Origin of the sequence: Bacillus bingmayongensis (assembly GCF_000299035.1) — a bacterium.
GTDB classification, from domain to species: Bacteria; Bacillota; Bacilli; order Bacillales; family Bacillaceae_G; genus Bacillus_A; species Bacillus_A bingmayongensis.
Genome location: NZ_AKCS01000005.1, coordinates 320,717 through 339,079 on the forward strand (window position 1 = coordinate 320,717; position 18,363 = coordinate 339,079).

The 18,363-nt window shown below is 33.8% G+C and carries 17 protein-coding genes and 1 pseudogene; 6 read left to right on the plus strand and 12 right to left on the minus strand.

What is annotated here, in order from left to right; genetic code table 11:
* Nucleotides 1–724: 724 nt before the first annotated feature.
* The 3 genes from Y7E_RS33495 to Y7E_RS34060 all read right to left on the minus strand — a co-directional run bounded on the left by Y7E_RS33495 (nt 725) and on the right by Y7E_RS34060 (nt 2,701).
* Entirely contained in the window at nt 725–862 is a 138-nt protein-coding gene (locus Y7E_RS33495) for a hypothetical protein (RefSeq protein WP_017149598.1), read from the minus strand.
* Complete coding sequence (locus Y7E_RS0101760) at nt 859–1,953, minus strand: response regulator aspartate phosphatase (RefSeq protein WP_017149599.1); 1,095 nt, start codon at nt 1,951–1,953, stop codon at nt 859–861. The genes Y7E_RS33495 and Y7E_RS0101760 overlap by 4 nt, the downstream gene beginning before the upstream one ends.
* 316 nt (nt 1,954–2,269) lie before the next feature.
* Nucleotides 2,270–2,701, minus strand: coding sequence for a sortase (locus Y7E_RS34060; protein ID WP_337460016.1), 432 nt, complete (start codon nt 2,699–2,701; stop codon nt 2,270–2,272).
* A 669-nt stretch (nt 2,702–3,370) separates the two neighbouring features.
* Here Y7E_RS34060 and Y7E_RS34065 point away from each other — a divergent pair.
* Both Y7E_RS34065 and Y7E_RS0101775 read left to right on the plus strand, forming a co-directional pair.
* Nucleotides 3,371–3,562 carry a hypothetical protein gene (locus Y7E_RS34065; RefSeq protein ID WP_026049051.1) on the plus strand — a complete coding sequence of 64 codons (192 nt, stop codon included), beginning with the start codon at nt 3,371–3,373 and terminating at the stop codon, nt 3,560–3,562.
* 770 nt (nt 3,563–4,332) lie between these two features.
* Nucleotides 4,333–4,644 (plus strand): hypothetical protein, encoded by a 312-nt coding sequence (locus tag Y7E_RS0101775; RefSeq protein WP_017149601.1) that lies wholly within the window; start codon nt 4,333–4,335, stop codon nt 4,642–4,644.
* 44 nt (nt 4,645–4,688) lie between these two features.
* Here the strand turns inward: Y7E_RS0101775 and Y7E_RS34075 are convergent.
* A pseudogene (locus Y7E_RS34075) lies at nt 4,689–4,808 on the minus strand (N-acetylmuramoyl-L-alanine amidase); the annotation flags it as partial.
* Between the two features lie 434 nt (nt 4,809–5,242).
* Between Y7E_RS34075 and Y7E_RS0101780 the strand changes: the two are divergent.
* Both Y7E_RS0101780 and Y7E_RS34080 read left to right on the plus strand, forming a co-directional pair.
* Complete coding sequence (locus Y7E_RS0101780) at nt 5,243–5,548, plus strand: hypothetical protein (RefSeq protein ID WP_017149602.1); 306 nt, start codon at nt 5,243–5,245, stop codon at nt 5,546–5,548.
* 470 nt (nt 5,549–6,018) lie between these two features.
* The gene (locus Y7E_RS34080) at nt 6,019–6,222 is read left to right on the plus strand and encodes a tyrosine-type recombinase/integrase (RefSeq protein WP_260632323.1); all 204 of its coding nucleotides are present in this window, start codon (nt 6,019–6,021) and stop codon (nt 6,220–6,222) included.
* A 59-nt stretch (nt 6,223–6,281) separates the two neighbouring features.
* Here the strand turns inward: Y7E_RS34080 and Y7E_RS0101785 are convergent, their stop codons facing one another.
* From Y7E_RS0101785 to Y7E_RS0101800, 4 genes are all read right to left on the minus strand, one after another.
* The gene (locus Y7E_RS0101785; protein ID WP_017149603.1) at nt 6,282–9,371 is read right to left on the minus strand and encodes an AAA family ATPase; all 3,090 of its coding nucleotides are present in this window, start codon (nt 9,369–9,371) and stop codon (nt 6,282–6,284) included.
* Nucleotides 9,368–10,525, minus strand: coding sequence for an exonuclease SbcCD subunit D (locus Y7E_RS0101790; RefSeq protein ID WP_017149604.1), 1,158 nt, complete (start codon nt 10,523–10,525; stop codon nt 9,368–9,370). Before Y7E_RS0101790 ends, Y7E_RS0101785 begins: the two co-directional genes overlap by 4 nt.
* A 21-nt stretch (nt 10,526–10,546) precedes the next feature.
* Complete coding sequence (locus Y7E_RS0101795) at nt 10,547–10,786, minus strand: DUF2584 family protein (RefSeq protein ID WP_017149605.1); 240 nt, start codon at nt 10,784–10,786, stop codon at nt 10,547–10,549.
* Nucleotides 10,787–10,970: 184 nt separating this feature from the next.
* The gene (locus Y7E_RS0101800; protein WP_017149606.1) at nt 10,971–11,228 is read right to left on the minus strand and encodes a hypothetical protein; all 258 of its coding nucleotides are present in this window, start codon (nt 11,226–11,228) and stop codon (nt 10,971–10,973) included.
* Nucleotides 11,229–11,659: 431 nt separating this feature from the next.
* Between Y7E_RS0101800 and Y7E_RS0101805 the strand changes: the two genes are divergently transcribed.
* Nucleotides 11,660–12,715 (plus strand): enoyl-CoA hydratase/isomerase family protein, encoded by a 1,056-nt coding sequence (locus tag Y7E_RS0101805; protein ID WP_017149607.1) that lies wholly within the window; start codon nt 11,660–11,662, stop codon nt 12,713–12,715.
* Nucleotides 12,716–12,785: 70 nt separating this feature from the next.
* Here Y7E_RS0101805 and Y7E_RS0101810 read toward each other — a convergent pair whose 3' ends face one another.
* The gene (locus Y7E_RS0101810) at nt 12,786–13,331 is read right to left on the minus strand and encodes a helix-turn-helix domain-containing protein (protein WP_017149608.1); all 546 of its coding nucleotides are present in this window, start codon (nt 13,329–13,331) and stop codon (nt 12,786–12,788) included.
* 134 nt (nt 13,332–13,465) lie between these two features.
* On the opposite strand from Y7E_RS0101810, the gene Y7E_RS0101815 reads away from it, so the two are divergent.
* Nucleotides 13,466–14,098: a LysE family translocator gene (locus tag Y7E_RS0101815; RefSeq protein ID WP_026049052.1), complete on the plus strand. Its 633-nt coding sequence runs from the start codon at nt 13,466–13,468 to the stop codon at nt 14,096–14,098.
* Nucleotides 14,099–14,178: 80 nt separating this feature from the next.
* Here the strand turns inward: Y7E_RS0101815 and Y7E_RS0101820 are convergent, their stop codons facing one another.
* From Y7E_RS0101820 to Y7E_RS0101830, 3 genes are read right to left on the minus strand one after another with little or no spacing between them, the layout of a single operon-like run.
* Nucleotides 14,179–15,639: a CoA-acylating methylmalonate-semialdehyde dehydrogenase gene (locus tag Y7E_RS0101820; RefSeq protein WP_017149610.1), complete on the minus strand. Its 1,461-nt coding sequence runs from the start codon at nt 15,637–15,639 to the stop codon at nt 14,179–14,181.
* Between the two features lie 44 nt (nt 15,640–15,683).
* Complete coding sequence (locus Y7E_RS0101825) at nt 15,684–16,574, minus strand: NAD(P)-dependent oxidoreductase (RefSeq protein WP_017149611.1); 891 nt, start codon at nt 16,572–16,574, stop codon at nt 15,684–15,686.
* Nucleotides 16,575–16,591: 17 nt separating this feature from the next.
* On the minus strand, nt 16,592–18,301 hold the full coding sequence (locus Y7E_RS0101830) for an acyl-CoA dehydrogenase family protein (RefSeq protein WP_017149612.1): 1,710 nt from the start codon (nt 18,299–18,301) through the stop codon (nt 16,592–16,594).
* Nucleotides 18,302–18,363: the final 62 nt, after the last annotated feature.

The following is an 18,363-nucleotide window of genomic DNA, read 5'->3' on the forward strand; positions in this document are numbered from 1 at the left end:
CATAGTAAACTGATAAGTCAAGTGCATTTAAAAATGCACTTCATCTATAATTGATAATGATTTTCAATTTGATCGCTACACCGAAATGATAATGTTTCTCAATTATTTTGTCAATCTTTTTTTATTTTTCAGATAAAGTTTTTTATTATATTTATATATTAATATTGTTAAAAAGAGTTGTTTTTACAGTCTTTTTCTATAAAAGCAGTAACTCAAAAAATATAAATGAAATTTAAATTCTCTCTACATAGTTAACCATATATTGGGTTTTAACTCGCAAAAACCTTCGTAATATAAAAATATCCATTTTTCACACTAAATATTTTCTCAATAAATTTCTGAACATAGTTATTTAATAATAACCACATTAAAATAATAGATAAACAGCCATACTTTTCAGAAAAAATAAGTCTTTTATTTTGTATTTTGCTAGAATTGAATTGTTCAAATAATACAAGGGGAATTTAAATGAAAAAAGTTTTATTATGTAGAGAATATAGAAATAGCTTGTTTATATAGTAATGGTTGTTCCCATTTACCAATAACATAGTAAAACGATCTACTCCTGCAATTTTTACCTGTATTCGTTACGCTGCTTAAAAAAATACAGTACCATATTGAATTTCCCTATGTATAAACAAAGAATATCAAAATAAACAAAAACACCTTACGATCTTATACAGATGCAAGGTGTTTTTGTTTAATTGCAGTGAAAGTTTTCGTATTAACCACCAGTGTTTCCATGAGAGTATTGCACAACTTCTTCAATGGACAAATGTGTTTCTTTTTGTACAGTTGCATTCCCTAAGGTTAAAACGAATGCAGTAGATATTCCTACAAGCAAATATATTATTTTTTTCATTTCAATCCCACCTTCTCTTTGGTTATTCCATTAGCTTTTGAACTTAGGTAAAAGTATTTAGATGCCTTTATATGGTTATCTTCATCATAATATTTTATAGCTAATTTTTCATTATATTCTTGGATATATTCATGTAAATTTTCCTTCATGAAAAATTCGTTTCCTGGTATTATTAGTTTTTCTAATTCTTCTCCAGGGAGATTTTCGTGTATACCTTTTAAGATATAGAAATGATGTTGATATTCTTTATTTTTTAAATTCTTACTAATTGTAAGTCCTTTTTCAAATACCTCTAATGCCTTGTTTTTATTACCTGTTTTTGCAAGTTCACAAGCTTCAATTAAAAGCGCTCTATAGTTGTTTGGAGAATCGGTGGTTACTTCAGATATATGACGAAGTGCCAATTCTGATAAATTTTGACTTCCGTATAGGAATCCTAAATTATGACGACTGAAAAGACATGCATGATCGTCTCCATGCTTCTTAAATATATCTAAAGCTGATACTAGCTGTTCTTCAGCCAGTTCATATTCTTTTAAATGAATACAAACTAGTCCGTACAGGTTATTGCAGTATCCTATATTTAATTCATAACCGTTATGCTTATTAAATATCTCTTTTGCTTTAGATACTTCCTGTAAAGCTAAAACATATTGTTGGTTATGACAGTAGAATGTAGCGACTTTATAGTAGAATTCTGCATGTTCTAATTCATCTGGAATTAGTTTTAGTTTCTCTCCGGCTTTATCATATTGGTTTTTAGCTAAATTATAATCTCCAGTTACTGTTAGATACATTGCCTTAAAAAAGTGATAGTAATAGGACAGTAATTTATCAGTTGGCTGCTCGAAAACTTCAATTTTATCAAAGCTATCTTTGCCGATGCTTAAATGACCTATTAAATATTGGTATCTAAACTTTAGTAAAGCATAATGTAATGCTAAATGTTGATTCCTGTCCACATTATATATATATGTTTCAATTTCACTCTTTAATTCTCGAGACTTTTCTATATTTCTTTTACGGATTTCGGAATACCAATTATTTAACAATTGCGTTACTCTTTCACTTTCTTTTAATTGAATATTCATCTCGTAACCCCCTTCTTTATCTGAATATATTTTACTTTCATATTACCATATTTTATATATTTTGAATGTTGAGAAAGTTATATTTACGAATAGGTGCTGCCGCCATATAGCTATCATGTTTCATGTTTTGTAACAAAATAGTTATATTTAGGATAGGAATGAAAAAAGTGTGTTTGGTTCGAAGAATTTCCGAAAAACACACTCTTACTACTAACGAATACTAAAGTTTTTTAATTACAAATAAAATCATTGTATTTAAAATGAGGATATTTAAATGTTTTAGTTAGTTTATATCCCCTTAAGGGATATCCATCCACTATTTTGCGGTTTTTATTGGGATCAAAACATCTGTATTTTGCTGAGTTGAATCCCTAATTAAGAAAATTTTTGGTTTTTTAATTTCATAATGCTCTCTACATGATTTTACTTTTATCTTCTCATCTACTCTCTTCATAAATGAGTAAACGATATTTATGGAAAAAATAGATTGTTCACAACTAAGCAGCGTAGTATGATCCTTCCCCTTTACAATGACTAGTTTCTCAATTTGCTCGAGATTAATTACTTCGCGTCCTGTTACTTCATAAGTTAATTGCGTTCCTAAAATATGAATATAAAAATTTATCCCATTTTGTAATTGATCGAGATGCCTAAACATCTTGGCATCGTGGTAACCACAACGGCCTGCAAGTACAGTATGTGTATCCAGTCCACCAATCGGGTAAGATGTTCCACTAATTTGACCTATCTATTTAGGTGCTCACTGTTGCACCTAAATAGATAGGAAATTCTTCTTTAATTTTTGGAATGATAACCGTACCTAATATATCATCTTTCTTTATGTAATTCGCAAAATTGGTACTCTTCTTGTCAATACTTGTGAATGAATCTTCTATAAGAAAATGTTAATCCTTTTAATGATTCATTATACGCCTCCAATGCTTTAAACTTCTTACTTATATCTTTTCCTTTTGACTCTCTCACAGTTTTTTCTATAATTTGTTATTTCTATTTCGTAAATACGATGGTTAATTTAATTTGAAACAGGTGGATATAAAAATACTACTACCCCAAAACAAATAATATCACACTGATTAATTCTCTTGTCATACATTCATCATGCACCATCCTTATAAAAAAATACATGCAATAATAATATTACGTTTCATAGCATGCCCCTTTATATGTACTGAACTGTTGAAAAGAGGAAAGCAATTTGCTTGTCCTCTTTTCACATTCACACCTTATTCCGTCAATACTGCAGATACAATACCTCCAATCCCCTTGGAGTCGAGCAGTTAGCTTTTGCTAGCTGCTCTTTTTTTATGGTTTCTTATCATTTTCATAGGATTAGAAAACTAGAACAAGCATATCTTTTCATATGCTTTTATCAAAAAAGATAAGGGACGTGAAAATGATGGGTAAAAAGAACAATCAATTTGTTTTTTATACAATTAAAAGTTCGACAATAAAAAAATTTGTAATTATCGACTTAGTTACTGGAACAGGAATTTATTGGACCGTAAATTTCATTTCCTCAAGTGCATTGATTGCAATTATTAGTTGTATTTTGGGAACTAAAAAAATAAAGAAAATGCAACAATCTTAGAACTTCAAACTAAACTCTCTCAACTAAATGAAATTTTTATTAGCTTGTCACCCTCCGACTTCCAGAGTGGATACAATTACCGCTAATGGTTTCGGAAAATTCATGTTATCATTTAATTATCGGGATAGCATTTTACTCGATACGTCTTCTTAAAAGACACATATACTCCATCCCTTTCGAATCTCTGTCTCCACAGGGATTCTTTTTTCTACGTTTTTTAACGTTTACTACTTACCCTACGAATAACACTCTCTACTACTCACCTTCATAGATTCCTGGATTCTTGTCTGCTTATTTGACCGTAGAACTACTTCCTATTGCTGATGATATTTCAAAGTCACTGTCGATCCTCCTAATATGATACTTAAAATGGCTAAAACCGAAATGGAAGTGTGGATTTTTAATCAGGTAGATTATTTTCTAAAAGAAAGTATGGTTCAGGTTAAAGTTACACCCGTAACGCTAGAAGAAGGTCGTAAAATGAGCATATCGTACAAGACATACGTTAGAATTTATGTAATCAAATTGACCATCTGTACTATCAATGGATGGGTGCTTCTAACTAACAATTCGCTCAAATGTTCAATGATTCAAAGCCGAAAGTATTTATTTCTATAAATGCCAGCGCAAATGTGGAAGAAGAATTAAAACGAATCTATTTTCGGAGAGTATAATGGGGTTAGGAGTGAAGTTATAAATACAAATGGAGAGATTAGGACTATTTTCCCTAATGCTACGCAACAACCATAGATAAGGTTTGGAGGATTAATATGATTATAGAAAAAATAGAAGTTATATTAGATAAAAGAAAAAAATTAAATTTAAATGATTATTATGGAATACAAAAAAGTTGGAATGAAATAGTAGAAGTTCTCTCAGAAAACGAGGCAAATACTATAAGATATTTAGAGAATTGTAGTAAAGAAGATTTATATTGGATAAGTGAAGTTTTCGAAGATATAGCAGAAAATGTGCAAAGTAAAGAATTTATTAATTGTTTAAGAAAATTAGATAAAAAATTTCCAGAGTTAGAAATGACAAAGGATATTGATATAGCAGAAAGTTATTTAGAAAATCTTTAAATTAACTGGTAAGCCGTCCACCTAAAATTGAAAGGCTTTCTTCATTAACTAAGCCACCTTACACAAGAACCACTAGCCGTAATGTAGAATGGCTTCCCTTTCGAGTTATGTACTTTATATTGCGAATATCCGTTAACATCAACTTTAGCGTCGATAGCAAAGCCATACATTGTTACTTACTGCAAAAAATATAAGTATTGATTTTATTAAAGTTTAAATGAGTTACTGTATAACAAATATATGAAGATTTATCGAACAGAGTTAAAAGATGAGATTATTGAGTTTAAGAATGATGTTAATAAATTGAAGGAATACTTATAAAAGTATTATCCTTCTTTAAATCCGTATAATTATAAGTTTAAACACAAAAATACGCCTCCTTTCACATAATGTCAAAATGTGCATAGCATGCAATGACGATAAGGAGGCATTGTATAACATGGATATAGACGAATATTATTACAACCATGAACACAAATGCTACATGCGAAAAAGTATAGAGGGGACTACGTCCTGATACAGAACTTATGAGTCCGCTTGATGAACATTTTAAAATCCCGTTAGATAAAGCACTTGATTAATCAAGGAGTGTATTAGAATGGGAAGATATCCTGCGATTGTAATAACAAAAGAGCTAGATAATAGTGATTATGCCATTTATAGTTTTGGCCCTAGTGTTGAAATATGCAATGAATACCCAAAAATGGATAAAAGATTTAATTTTAAACTCTTAAAAGATAAGCTTACTGTCGAAGAAGGTTTTGTTTTACTTGATGACATACCTAAAGAACATATTTCATTGTTCTATAAGTGTATTATTAAAATCTATAAACAAATTGAAAATGATGGTGGAATGAAAAATTTTAAAAATATTGATCTTCCAAATCACATTTCATTTGCTTAAATATGTGGGGAGTAACTAAAATCTAAAAGGTATATTTAAAACAACGGATAGAGAAACACATAATGCCACTTTGAGATCTGATAGACCATGCGATGTGCCCAAAATGGATAAAGAATACATACGGAGGCCTTTATGTATGGCAATATATTTATTAATGACTAAAGAATTTGAAGATATTAGGATTGTACTGGAAAGATATTGATATGGATAACAATCTAATATACATTAGACAAACCCCTGACAGAAAAGAGAGGTTAAAGTACGGAGCTAAGAATAAAACTAGCTTACGAACAATTCACCTTCCAAATGTCTTGCTGGAAGAACTAAAAACGCATCAACAATTTATTAAATAAGGAAAAGCCGGTGCTAAATACACCGACTTAGATTAGTACTTCCTTCAAAATTTGGTAATCCTTTAGGTCAACGTAGTATTCCCCGATCATTTTATCATATAACTGAAAAACTGGGGATTGCCTCGAATAAGTTTTCACGATTTAAAGCATACACATGCTACTATGTTGATACAACAGAATGTGAACATTAAGCTAATATCTGAACGATTAGGTCATTCGCAAATACAAACAACACTAAATATCTACGCTCATGCAGTACCGGAGTTACAACGATCCGTAGCAGAAAAACTAGACGAAGTATTCGAAAAGTGTGACCGCTAGTGTGACTCGACCCTAAAAAACGTTGGAAACGATGGATAAATCAGATAGAAAATCATTCGTTACTTCACCACAAACCGCGTCTGACTACACCCATCCTTCTGCTTCGTTACTTCAAGTACTGCCGGCATTGCGTTCTTCAGCTCTTGCACGTGTGAAATAACACCAATAAATCGTCCTGATTTTTGCAAGTCAATCAATGCATCAACTGCTTTTGTTAATGACTCTTCGTCTAGCGAACCAAATCCTTCGTCAATAAACATCGTTTCGATAGAAATGCCACCTTCATACGCTTGGATGACATCTGCCATACCGAGCGCTAAACAAAGCGATGCATTGAACTTTTCTCCACCAGATAATGTTTTTACGTCACGCGTTTGGCCTGTGTATGCATCATATACATCTAATCCTAATCCACTTTGACGATTGCGTTTTTCAACTCGTTCACTTCGTTTTAAATAGAATTGTCCATTTGATAGTTTTCGAAGTCTTTCGTTAGCAATTTGAACAATTTGTTCTAGATACTCAATTAAAATGTACCGTTCGAAGGAAATACGACTTTCGTTATCCCCTTTCATAACTTCATATAAATCAACAAGTTCTTGGAACGCTTTTTCTTCTTCATGAATTTGTTCATCAATTCGTCTAATGTTTTCATGTAGATCAGAAATGTATGCAACTGCACTTTGAGCACGCTGACGCTTTTCTTTTGTAATATCAAGCTGAATTTCTAGTTCTTTCATTTGTTCTTCTAGAACTGTAATATCCGTCCATTCTTTTCCCTCTAATTCATTTGCTAGTTCTTCAATTTGTTTCGCTAATACTTCAAGGGATGAATAGTATTTTTGAATTCGCTCGTGCAGATGTTTCATTTCTGTATCAGTTAATTTCGCTTCTTTATAAGCTTGTTGATTGATAAACCCACCTTGTTCAAGCTCTGTCGTAAAGCGAAGTAAAGTCTCTTCTTTCTTTTCTTTTGCATGACTTACTTGTTTCACAACTCCATCATACTCAGCTTGCACACGTATATTTTCATTTTGCCAATGTTGATAAGCCTCTTGGACTTTCTTCCACTCATCTTCCATGAAGCGGAGTGTGCTAACAGCGTGATCAAATTGCTGTTTCCATGCTTCTAACGTTTGTAAGCTTTCAGGAATTTTTTGCTGATCATGTTCATAAGATGTACGAAGTTGGATGCACTCCATTTCAGTACGGTGCTGCACTACTTCAGCTTCGCGCTTTTGCTTCTGTAACTCTTCTAATTGTTCTTCGAATCCTTTTAGATTTAGCGCTAATTGCTTACGCTTTTCTTCACTTGTTTTTAGTGTGTTTACCTCAGCTGCTAATTGTTTACCCTTTTGCACCAATGTGCGATATGTTTCAACTAACTCTTCTGAACGGTATCCGCGGTTTGCTACTTCTTCTATTACTTGCTCATATTGCAGTCTATAGAAATTCCATTTTTCTTCTAATTGAACGTGTAGTTTTTCAGCAACGTTCTTATTTTCTCGCAGCTCATTAAGCTGTTTTTCATCGATAGAATCTCCTCGTTCCGTTGCTTTCTTCGGATGAGTTGTGCTGCCGCATACCGGGCAAGATTCTCCGTCATGAAGATGAATAGCTAACACCCCAGCTTGTTCGTTTAGCCAACGGCGTTCCATATCTTCATATGATTTAACTGCCAATTCCATCCTTTGATATGCTGTTTCTTTTTCTTGTTCATATTTTTGTTTTTCTTGCCAAACGTCATATGCTTGCTTTAATACTTTTGCATCTTCTCGCATATTTGTTAGTTCTTCTACTTTTGTTACGTACTGTTCAAGAGCTGCTTCTAATTGCTGCAGTTCTCCAGTTATTTGTTGTTTTTGAGCAATTTTTCCTTCTAACTCATGTTCAAACTTTTGAATACCCTCTTTCAGTTTTACATTCTGAAGTTCGGCTTTTTGTAACTCTGATTTTTTCTCTGCTAATGAAGCAATAATTGGCTGTAACTCTTCTAATCTTTGTACAGTTTTCTTACCTTCTTCACGAACAGACTCCTTGCCCTTTAATTCTTCATACTTCTCTTCTGCAAGTCCAAAGGTTTCAGTTGTCTTTTCTTTCTTAGCAACTATTTGTTTCAGTAATTGCTCCGCATTCTGTTCACTTTGCACCGCTTCTTCATACCATTGTTCGAATGGTAATAATCGCTTCGCCTGTTCTGCGTGTTTAAAACGCTGTTCCTGCGACTCTATTTGCGCACGATTCTCTTGTAAAGCTGTTTGTTGCTCTTGTTTCTGCTGTAAATCTTGAAACTTTTCATTAACAGATTTCGCTGCATGAAAACGAACTTCTACTTCTTTTAATTGCTGCGTTTGTAATGTTTGCTGCGCTTGCAATTGCTCAACTTCTGCTTCATAACAATTCGTTTCTTGTTCAAGTGCTTCAACTACTTGATGCGTATTTACATGTTCCTGCTGCACCAATATCTCTAATAACGAACCATCTCGAACTGGTAACTTAAAGACGTTACGGAAATACAGTTCTCTTTCTTTTTGTTTTTCTTGCAAGACGTCTTTCCACTGCTTCCGTTTTTGATCTAACAATTCACGCATTAATTTATAACGATCCGTTTTAAAAATACGACGTAAAATTTCTTCTTTATTTTCTGTTTCAGATGTTAATAGTTTTCGGAATTCTCCTTGCGGAAGCATGACAATTTGGCTGAATTGATGTTTGCTCAGTCCGATTAAATCCTCGACCTTTTTGTTTACATCCGTCACATGAAAACGATCTACACATGGAACCTTCTCATCATCTACTACTTCATACAATTCAACAGCATGCCCAGTAACTGTTTTATTCCCTTGCTTTTTATGACCAAGCTGTCTTTTGATTTCATATTGTTTCCCTTTCAATTGAAAGGTTAATTCTACGCTCGTATATACATTATCATCAGCAAATTGGCTGCGAAGCATACTCGTATCACTACGTTCTTCCCCGCTCGCTTCTCCATATAACACATAACAAATCGCATCAAATATCGTCGTCTTCCCAGCTCCCGTATTTCCTGAAATCGCAAAAATACGATGGTCTCCAAGGTCGCTGAAATCAATGACCTCTTGCTGTTTATATGGACCAAACGCTGTCATAATAAGCTGAAGTGGTCTCATCCTCGTTCACCTTCCCGTTCTTGCACTGTTTGTAATACTTCTAAGAAAAGACGTTCTTTCTCTTCTGATAAGTCTGAGCCCTTCATTTCTTTATAAAAAGCTTTCAAAAGGGATAAGTCATCCGTTTTATGTCTAGAAACAGTAACTTCATTGGCTTCTGTAAATTCTCGTCTTTGCATAGAACGTTCAACATGCATTGCATTTGGATATACGGAACGAATTTTCTCCATCGGTTGTAGTACAGGATTTTCATCTAATAATTTGACAAACACATAGTCTTCACTTGTCGGATGCTTTAATAAATCATCTATTTTTGCTTCTACTGTTCTCATTTGGCGTCGAGGTGTAAATAAGCGTTTCTCTATTGTCGTCTGTCCCGTTTCATCTAATTCAACAATATAATATCCTTTTTTATGGCGTTCTTCAGAAATAGAATAAGCAAGTGGTGAACCTGAATAGCGAATTGTTTCATTACGTACAAAATGCGCTTGATGTAAATGACCAAGCGCCGTGTAATGAAACTTGTCAAAATAATGACTATTTATGTATTCAGCACCACCAATTGAAAGCGGACGTTCTGCATCACTCGTATTTTCTTCTGCTTCACCTGAAGTAGTAACAAATGCATGTCCTACGAATACATGTCTTGCTTCTTGATCTATCGTCTCCGAAAGTTCATTCATGAAAATACGCATCGCATCATCATGAGAACGAATATCTTCATTTTTCATCACATGTCTGACAATACTTGGATCAGCATATGGGACTAAATGAAAATGTACTTCCCCATGCGCATCATGTAAAACAACTGGCTCGTAAGGAAATTGAAATTGTCCCACAATATGTAACCCTTGCTTCTTCATTAAACTACTGCCAAAATGAATACGGTCTGGACTATCATGATTCCCTGCTACCGCGATTACCGGCGTTTGTAAATCAATCACTATTTTTTGTAATACATCATTTAATAAGTCTACTGCTTCTGTCGGAGGAATTGCTCGGTCGTATAAATCACCTGCAATAATGACGACATCTGGTTTTTCTTCTTCCACAGCTTGAACGAACTGCTCTAAAACAATCCGTTGATCTTCTGTCATATACACACCGTGAACAAGTTTTCCTAAATGCCAATCCGCTGTATGAAAAAACTTCATCTTTCCCTTCCTTTCTCTCTTTTAATTTACTGATTGTAATGAAACAAGTTGATAGTTAAGTGTTGTCTTTCCATCTTCCCACCCTAACTTTTGAACGATTGCATTACCGATTCTTTCTTGATCCGTTTTATATAAAGGTAACATTTCATTCATAGCAAATAAGTGATAACCATCTAATACTAATTGAAATACATTTTCTTCTATATGTAATCTCGTTTCTTTTTCATTTGAAATAATCTTTGTGTGCATCTCAAATTTCATATGGATACAACCCCTTTTTTCTATTCTCTACACTTTAATAGTATATTGGGTATCCTAGATTGACAAGTGAATACATAGTGAAGAATACACTTTTTTATTTATTTTCTTTTTTATTTTCCTTATTACATTACGGTATGTGAAATTATTAATAATTATAAAAATAAAAATGCTCTTTCAGGCACTTTTATTTTTGTAAATAATCTTTCATTATATAGTACAATACAGTGATTAAAATAATCGCTACAAAAAATGAGAATAAGGCCGCGATATACCCGTCTTTATTTAACATAAAACAGAGTGAAATAGATATGATAAAAACCGGAAATACGAGACGTACTTTATCTTTCACTTCTTCTGTCGTATCTGTATGATGAAAATACTGTGTAATTCCTACCATGAGAGAAGACAAAATAATAACCGATAACAGCAAAGGCCCTGGCATTCCGATCTCCCCTTTCTCTATTCCTTATTATATACAAACTCAAGTGTCGTTAAAAGTTTGACAATTCAGCGAATATAACAAAATATGATTCTCATCTACACCCAATCATTTCGTTCCAAGCGTAAGAGTCATATATATAGTATATCCTCCGTTTTTAACCTATAATCAATCATAATTGTTGTAATATTCCTTTTCATACGTAGAAATCCTGCAAATAGAACTCGCCAAAATATGCAATTTTCTACAATAACTCTAATTTTATGTCTAAATGTCCATTTGTTTAGACAGTTAGACACTTTCGTTACCCATATTTCTTCTTAATGAAAGGCATTAAAATTGGCACGATACTTGCTTATTAAATACATTATAAAGGACATTTCAGATTGTATCGAGAAATAAGAACGAGAAGATATATAAGAGGAGGATTCGAAATGACTGAAAATGTTTTATTTTCCATTAGTGAAAACGGTGTTGCATCGATTACTTTAAACCGCCCAAAAGCACTTAACTCTTTATCTTATGATATGTTAAAACCGATTGGGCAAAAACTCAAAGAATGGGAAAAAGATAATCGCATCGCTATTATCGTCTTAAAAGGTGCTGGTACAAAAGGATTTTGCGCTGGCGGCGATATTAAAACATTATATGAAGCGCGTTCAAATGAAGTTGCATTACAGCATGCTGAACAATTCTTTGAAGAAGAGTATGAAATAGATACTTATATATATCATTATCCAAAACCGATTATCGCTTGCTTAGATGGAATTGTAATGGGCGGTGGCGTTGGTCTTACGAATGGTGCTAAACATAGAATTGTTACAGAGCGTACGAAATGGGCAATGCCTGAAATGAACATTGGATTTTTCCCAGATGTCGGTGCTGCTTACTTCTTAAATAAAGCACCTGGACAAACTGGTCTTTATGTCGCGTTAACAGCTGCTGTGTTAAAAGTTGCTGATATATTATATATAAATGCTGCTGATCATTATATGCCATCTGAAACTTTACCTACTTTTCTTGATGCAATCGAAAAAGTAACTTGGCATAATCAAAATGTACATATCACTTTAAAAGAGCTCATTAATAAATATGAAACAACGCCTAGTGTAGAAAGTGAACTTGCTTCCATACAAGAAGAAATTGAAAAACACTTTTCATTCCAAACAGTCGAAGATATCATCCATTCATTAGAGAATGATAGAGGCTCTTTCGCTTTAAAAACAAAAGAAACATTGCTATCAAAATCTCCGTTCTCATTAAAAATTACATTAAAACAATTTATTGATGGAAAGGGAAAATCGATAGAAGAGTGTTTTGCAACAGATCTCGTACTCGCTAAAAATTTCATGAGACACGAGGATTTCTTTGAAGGAGTACGTTCAGTCGTAGTCGACAAAGATCAAAATCCAAAGTATAAATACAAACAATTAAGTGACGTTTCAGATGAAGATGTAAATCGCTTCTTCAATCTGCTTAATGCACAATAAAAAAGCTAGATGAAAGTAGTTTTTTACTGCTTCATCTAGCTTTTTTTCATTTCTGTACATTTCTCCATGATTAGAAAGATGGAGGTGTTACAGCGAATAAAATAACAGCATCCTGATCAAATGAATTCTCCCATTTATGTTTCATGTAAGAAGGAATTTTCACACTGTCTCCCGGGTGTAAAGTGTATACCTCTTGTTGTAAATGAAAAATAATTTTCTCTTCTAAAATATGAGCGATTTCCTCTCCCTTATGTTCCAAAAGTTTGTCAGAGGAAATCGCATTAGGTGGTAAAGTCATTAAAGATACAGCTAAGGCACCTGTTAAATCTGGTGATAATAATTCATATGATAAATTGCCTACAATCATTTTTTTACGTTCATTCGCTCTTACAACTAAGTCATTCGTGTTCGTATCTTCCATTAAAAAACTGAAGGTTGGAACTTCTAAGGCCTTCGCTAATAATTTCAATGTTTGAATCGAAGGATTAGCTAATCCTCGTTCAATTTGACTTAACATAGAAGGTGTTATTTCTGCTAATTTTGCTAACTCTCGCATGCTTAATTTCCTTAGTTTCCGAAGCTCCTCCACCTTTTTTCCGATATTTATATTTTCCACATTTCATACCCCTTTGAGCAATTATTATTAAATACATTTTAACATAATGAAATTTTATTTAACACATAACTTAAAGTATGTTACACTATTTTTAATTCAATTTTCAAAAAAATAAACAAAAGAAAGGCGGAGTGATTGTGGAGAACTATCTTCTTTTTATTATCATGTCCATTTGTCTTATCATTTTACCCGGCCCTGATACTGCAATGGCTACGAAAAACACTCTTACTTCAGGAAAAATGGGAGGCGTGAAAACGGTTTTCGGTACATGTATTGCTCTTTTAATTCATACTTTAGCTGCTGTAATTGGACTTTCCGCTATTATTGTTAAATCTGCTTTCTTATTTTCTACTTTTAAATATGTGGGTGCCGTTTATCTAGTCTATTTAGGCACAAAAGCACTGTTTTCTTTAAAGAACAAAAACAACCTAGATACGAATGAGCTACCTATGAAACATGCAGATGGAAACAGCTCTTGTTTTCGCCAAGGATTTCTTACTAATCTTTTAAATCCAAAAATCGCTGTGTTCTTTTTAACCTTTTTACCGCAATTTTTAAATCCCGACCATAATACATTCGTTCAGTTTTTAATCATGGGTCTTACCTATCTCGTTTTAACCGCGATATGGTTTGCTTTTTATATCTTCTTAATTGATAAAATTAGTCTTTTCATGAAAAAACCAGCTACCCAAAGATACATCCAAGGAATTACTGGCATTGTTTTAATTGGATTTGGTATCAAATTAGCTTTCGAAAAGAATAGTTAAATATGAAAAGTACACCACTCTTTAATAAGCGGTGTACTTTTTGTACATGTAACTTGTTACATGTATGTTCTATTCATCTATTAAAACCAGCGCTCTGTTACAACTTTCTTACGTGTATAGAATTGAACGCCATCTGTTCCGTTTGTTCCAAGATCACCATAGAAAGATGCTTTATTTCCTGCAAATGCGAAGAATGCCATTGGTGCTGGAACGTTAACGTTTACGCCAATCATTCCTGCATCGATGTTATCACGGAATATTTGTGCATGTTTACCGCTTGATGTATAAATAACTGCACCATTTGCAAATTTGGATTGGTTTGTAAGCTTAATTCCTTCTTCTAAATCTTTTACTCTCACAATACTCAGTACTGGAGCAAAGATTTCATCTTGCCAAATTTTCATATCTTGATTTACGCCATCGAAAATTGTCGCTCCAACGAAATACCCTTCGCGGGCCTCTTCATTAATTTTACGACCATCTACTAATAAAGTAGCTCCATCTGCTACACCGCTATTAATATAGCCTAGTACGCGCTCTTTATGAGATTCACGAATTAATGGACCTACATAATTATCTTCATGGAAACCATCTCCGACTTTTAATTTGCGTGTTTCCGCTACTAATACATCAATAAATTCATCAGCAATTTCATCCACAACAGCTACAACGGAGCATGCCATGCAGCGCTCTCCACTACTAGCAAATGCAGAACCAATAACACCTTGTACTGTTTTTTCAAGGTTGCAATCTGGCATAACAATCGCATGGTTTTTCGCTCCCGCAAGCGCTTGTACGCGTTTTCCATATTTTGTTCCTGTTTCATATACATAACGAGCAACTGGCTCAGATCCAACAAATGAGACAGCTTGAATGTCTTTATTTTCTAGAATGCTATTTACAACATCTTTTCCGCCTTGTACTAAGTTTAAAACCCCTTTAGGGAAACCTGCTTCATAAAATAACTCTACAAGTCTCTCAGCTAAAAGTGGTGTTCTTTCAGATGTTTTTAATACGAATGTATTACCGCAAGCAATTGCAAGTGGGAACATCCATAAAGGAATCATCATTGGAAAGTTGAATGGTGTAATCCCAGCAACAACTCCGATTGGATAACGCCAAATCGAACCATCAATTCCACCTGCAATATTTGGAAGTGCTTGCCCCATCATTAAATTAGGTGTCGATGTCGCAAGTTCTACAGCCTCAATACCACGCTGTACTTCACCACTTGCATCTTTTAATGTTTTTCCGTTTTCTAATGTAATAATTTTTGCAAGCTCATCTTTATTTTCTTGTAAAAGTTGCAAATATTTATATAACTGTCTTGAACGATTCGGAACTGGCACTTTGGACCATGTTTCATAAGCAGCTTTTGCAGCTTCAACTGCACGCTCTACGTCTTCTTTTGGAGAAAGGGGAACATAAGCAATAATTTTTCCAGTCGCAGGATTCGGAACAGCTTCAACTTCCGTACCAGTAGATTCCACCCATTCACCATTAATATGATTTTTCACTCGTTTAATTTCTGTTGTAATCATTGTATTCGCTCCTTTTTATTTTTTATATTTGCTAGAATTCATTATTATTTATGACTAGAGATTAATTGTTCGCTTACCTTCTGATATAAAGCAGCCATGTCTTTTTCACCATATCCCGCTTTACCAGCTTCATCATACAAGTTAAATAGCATTTCACTTACTGGCAAGTGAAGCTCGCTTTCTTTCGCTAAATCAACTGCAAATCCTAAGTCTTTCTTTAGTAGATTTACAGTAAATCCTGGCTCATAGTTTTCTGGTGCAATAAAGCTTTTATAATTGCGCTCGTAAATTCTACTTTGCCCATAACTCACATTTAAAATATCAAACATTTTATCTAAATCCATATTGTTTTTCTTCGCTAATGTCAGCGCCTCACTAACACCTGCTGTGTAAAAACCAATCAGTAAGTTATTAATCAGTTTTACAGTCGTACCACTATCGATTTGCTCACTCACATGAAAAACATTTGCGCCTAATACTTCCATCACTGATAAACCTTTTTCAAATACTTCTTTCGATCCACCAACCATAAAGGTTAATGTTCGATTTTCAGCTCCTATCACTCCACCACTAACTGGCGCAGCTAAAAAGTCTACTTTTTTATCATTCGCAGCATCTGCAAGCCTTTTATTTAGCTGCGGTGCTACTGTGCTTGTATCAATTAGCACAACATTCGGATGACTATTCTCAATTAAACCCTCTTCTCCAAAATAAACGGCTTCAACAGCTTTTGGAGATGGTAAACTTGTGAAAATCAAATCACATGTTTCTGCCAAATTCGCAATAGATAAGCCGATGATTCCCCCTTCTTTCTCAAAAGAAGCTTCAGCATCTTTATTTAAATCGACGCCATATACCGTGTAATTTGATTTGACTAAATTTTTAGACATTGGAAGACCCATATTACCTAAACCAATAAAGCCAACCTTTTTCATACTGTTCTCCTCCTAATTTAAACAATATATTTTCCGCGATTGATAATAGCTTTCGCAATTTCTCTCTTTTTCGTAAACACATTCGTATATAGAGGTACTGACAGTTGACGGATTTCATCTAGAATTGTGTTTCTATTTTGTTCTTCTTGTACTGCTGCAGACAGAAGAACAATTGCCGCTGATTCTACTTTGCGGTATCCTTCTTCACAAAGAACATCCGTTATAAACTGTTTTGTACGTTCTTTTTCCTCACCATTTTTACTTACTGCTTTCTTTGTACGTAAAAATGCTGATTCCATTACATACACTTCTTTCAACATGTCTGCTAACACGCGTGAATATTCTTGTTCTTGTTCTATTTTTAATTCAGGAGTTTGAGATAGCGTTTTCAAAGATTGTTTCAATAATTGTTTCGATAATAAAATATAGCGATGATTTCGTTCTATATTTTCAAAGTTTCCTTCATCTTTACAATCCTCTATTTGCTTTATTTGTTTCATTAACATTTTCGCTACTGTTAATCGATTAATTTCATTCGTTCCTTCAAATATACGACTAATTCTAGCGTCACGATATAACCTTTCTACTTCATACTCTTGCATATAACCATAGCCACCGTGAATTTGTACAGCTTCATCTACAATATTTCCAAGTGTTTCTGAAGCATTTACTTTATTGATCGCGCACTCCATAGCAAATTGAGACATTTTCTGCATAATGCTTTCATCACTCTCATAGATTGCGTCATCAATTATGCCGGCTGTCCGGTAAGCAGCACTCTCTGCGCCGTATGTAGCGATAATCATATTTGCGATTTTTTCTTGAATCATCGTAAAATCAACTAATTCTGTTTGAAACTGTTTTCGTTCTCTTCCGTATTGAACAGATAAACCAATTGCTTGCTTTGCTGTTCCAATATTTCCAAAAGCAAGTTTCAATCTAGCAAAATTAAGAATATTAAGAGCTACGTGATGCCCCTTTCCAACTTCCCCTAATACATTTTCAGCTGGAATGACGACATCCTCTAAAATAAGCGTTGCAGTTGAAGATCCTTTAATGCCCATTTTCTTTTCTTCTAAGCCAATCGAAACACCCTCACATGTTCTTTCGACAATAAATGCTGTCATTCCTTTATTTGTCTTCGCAAAAACAACATATACATCAGCCATATGAGCATTTGTAATCCACTGCTTTTCACCATTTAATTTCCAAGCAGTTCCTTCTTCATTTAATACAGCGCTTGTTTTTGCACTTAACGCATCTGATCCGGCATTTGGTTCTGTTAAAGCATAAGCTCCAATCCATTCGCCTGATGCGATTTTAGGTAAGTATTTTTCTTTCTGCTCTTCTGTCCCGTAATATATATATGGTAATGTTCCTACACCAGCATGAATATTAAAGGATACGCTAAACGCTCCTGCATATCCCATCTTTTCTGCTACAAGTCCAGAAACTGCCTTCCCTAATTCGAATCCGCCATATTCTTCTGGAACCTCTATACTTAACAACCCAAGTTCTCCAGCCTTTTCAAACAACTCGCGAGAAACTTGATAATTGTGCTGCTCGATATTTTCAATTTGAGGAACAATTTCCTGTTTAACAAATTGTTCCGTTGTTTTTGCGATTAAATCTTCATCACCTGAAAAATCTTCCGGTGTAAAAAAAGTTGTATTAAGATCCTTATTCAGCGAAAAAAATTCATCCCATTGCAATTTTGTTTTCTCCATCTGTATCCCCCTATCATTTCGGTCTTCATTTTATTTATATGCAAAATCTATGCCAAACTAAA

Excerpts from the sequence above, each read along its gene's own strand:
- Y7E_RS0101820 (WP_017149610.1), bottom strand. The coding sequence starts at position 15,639 with ATGATTACAACAGAAATTAAACGAGTGAAAAATCATATTAATGGTGAA.
- Y7E_RS0101825 (WP_017149611.1), bottom strand. The coding sequence starts at position 16,574 with ATGAAAAAGGTTGGCTTTATTGGTTTAGGTAATATGGGTCTTCCAATG.
- Y7E_RS0101830 (WP_017149612.1), bottom strand. The coding sequence starts at position 18,301 with ATGGAGAAAACAAAATTGCAATGGGATGAATTTTTTTCGCTGAATAAG.
- Y7E_RS0101795 (WP_017149605.1), bottom strand. The coding sequence starts at position 10,786 with ATGAAATTTGAGATGCACACAAAGATTATTTCAAATGAAAAAGAAACG.
- Y7E_RS0101800 (WP_017149606.1), bottom strand. The coding sequence starts at position 11,228 with ATGCCAGGGCCTTTGCTGTTATCGGTTATTATTTTGTCTTCTCTCATG.
- Y7E_RS33495 (WP_017149598.1), bottom strand. The coding sequence starts at position 862 with ATGAAAAAAATAATATATTTGCTTGTAGGAATATCTACTGCATTCGTT.
- Y7E_RS34065 (WP_026049051.1), top strand. The coding sequence starts at position 3,371 with ATGGGTAAAAAGAACAATCAATTTGTTTTTTATACAATTAAAAGTTCG.
- Y7E_RS0101790 (WP_017149604.1), bottom strand. The coding sequence starts at position 10,525 with ATGAAGTTTTTTCATACAGCGGATTGGCATTTAGGAAAACTTGTTCAC.
- Y7E_RS0101760 (WP_017149599.1), bottom strand. The coding sequence starts at position 1,953 with ATGAATATTCAATTAAAAGAAAGTGAAAGAGTAACGCAATTGTTAAAT.
- Y7E_RS0101785 (WP_017149603.1), bottom strand. The coding sequence starts at position 9,371 with ATGAGACCACTTCAGCTTATTATGACAGCGTTTGGTCCATATAAACAG.
- Y7E_RS0101780 (WP_017149602.1), top strand. The coding sequence starts at position 5,243 with ATGGGAAGATATCCTGCGATTGTAATAACAAAAGAGCTAGATAATAGT.
- Y7E_RS0101805 (WP_017149607.1), top strand. The coding sequence starts at position 11,660 with ATGACTGAAAATGTTTTATTTTCCATTAGTGAAAACGGTGTTGCATCG.
- Y7E_RS0101775 (WP_017149601.1), top strand. The coding sequence starts at position 4,333 with ATGATTATAGAAAAAATAGAAGTTATATTAGATAAAAGAAAAAAATTA.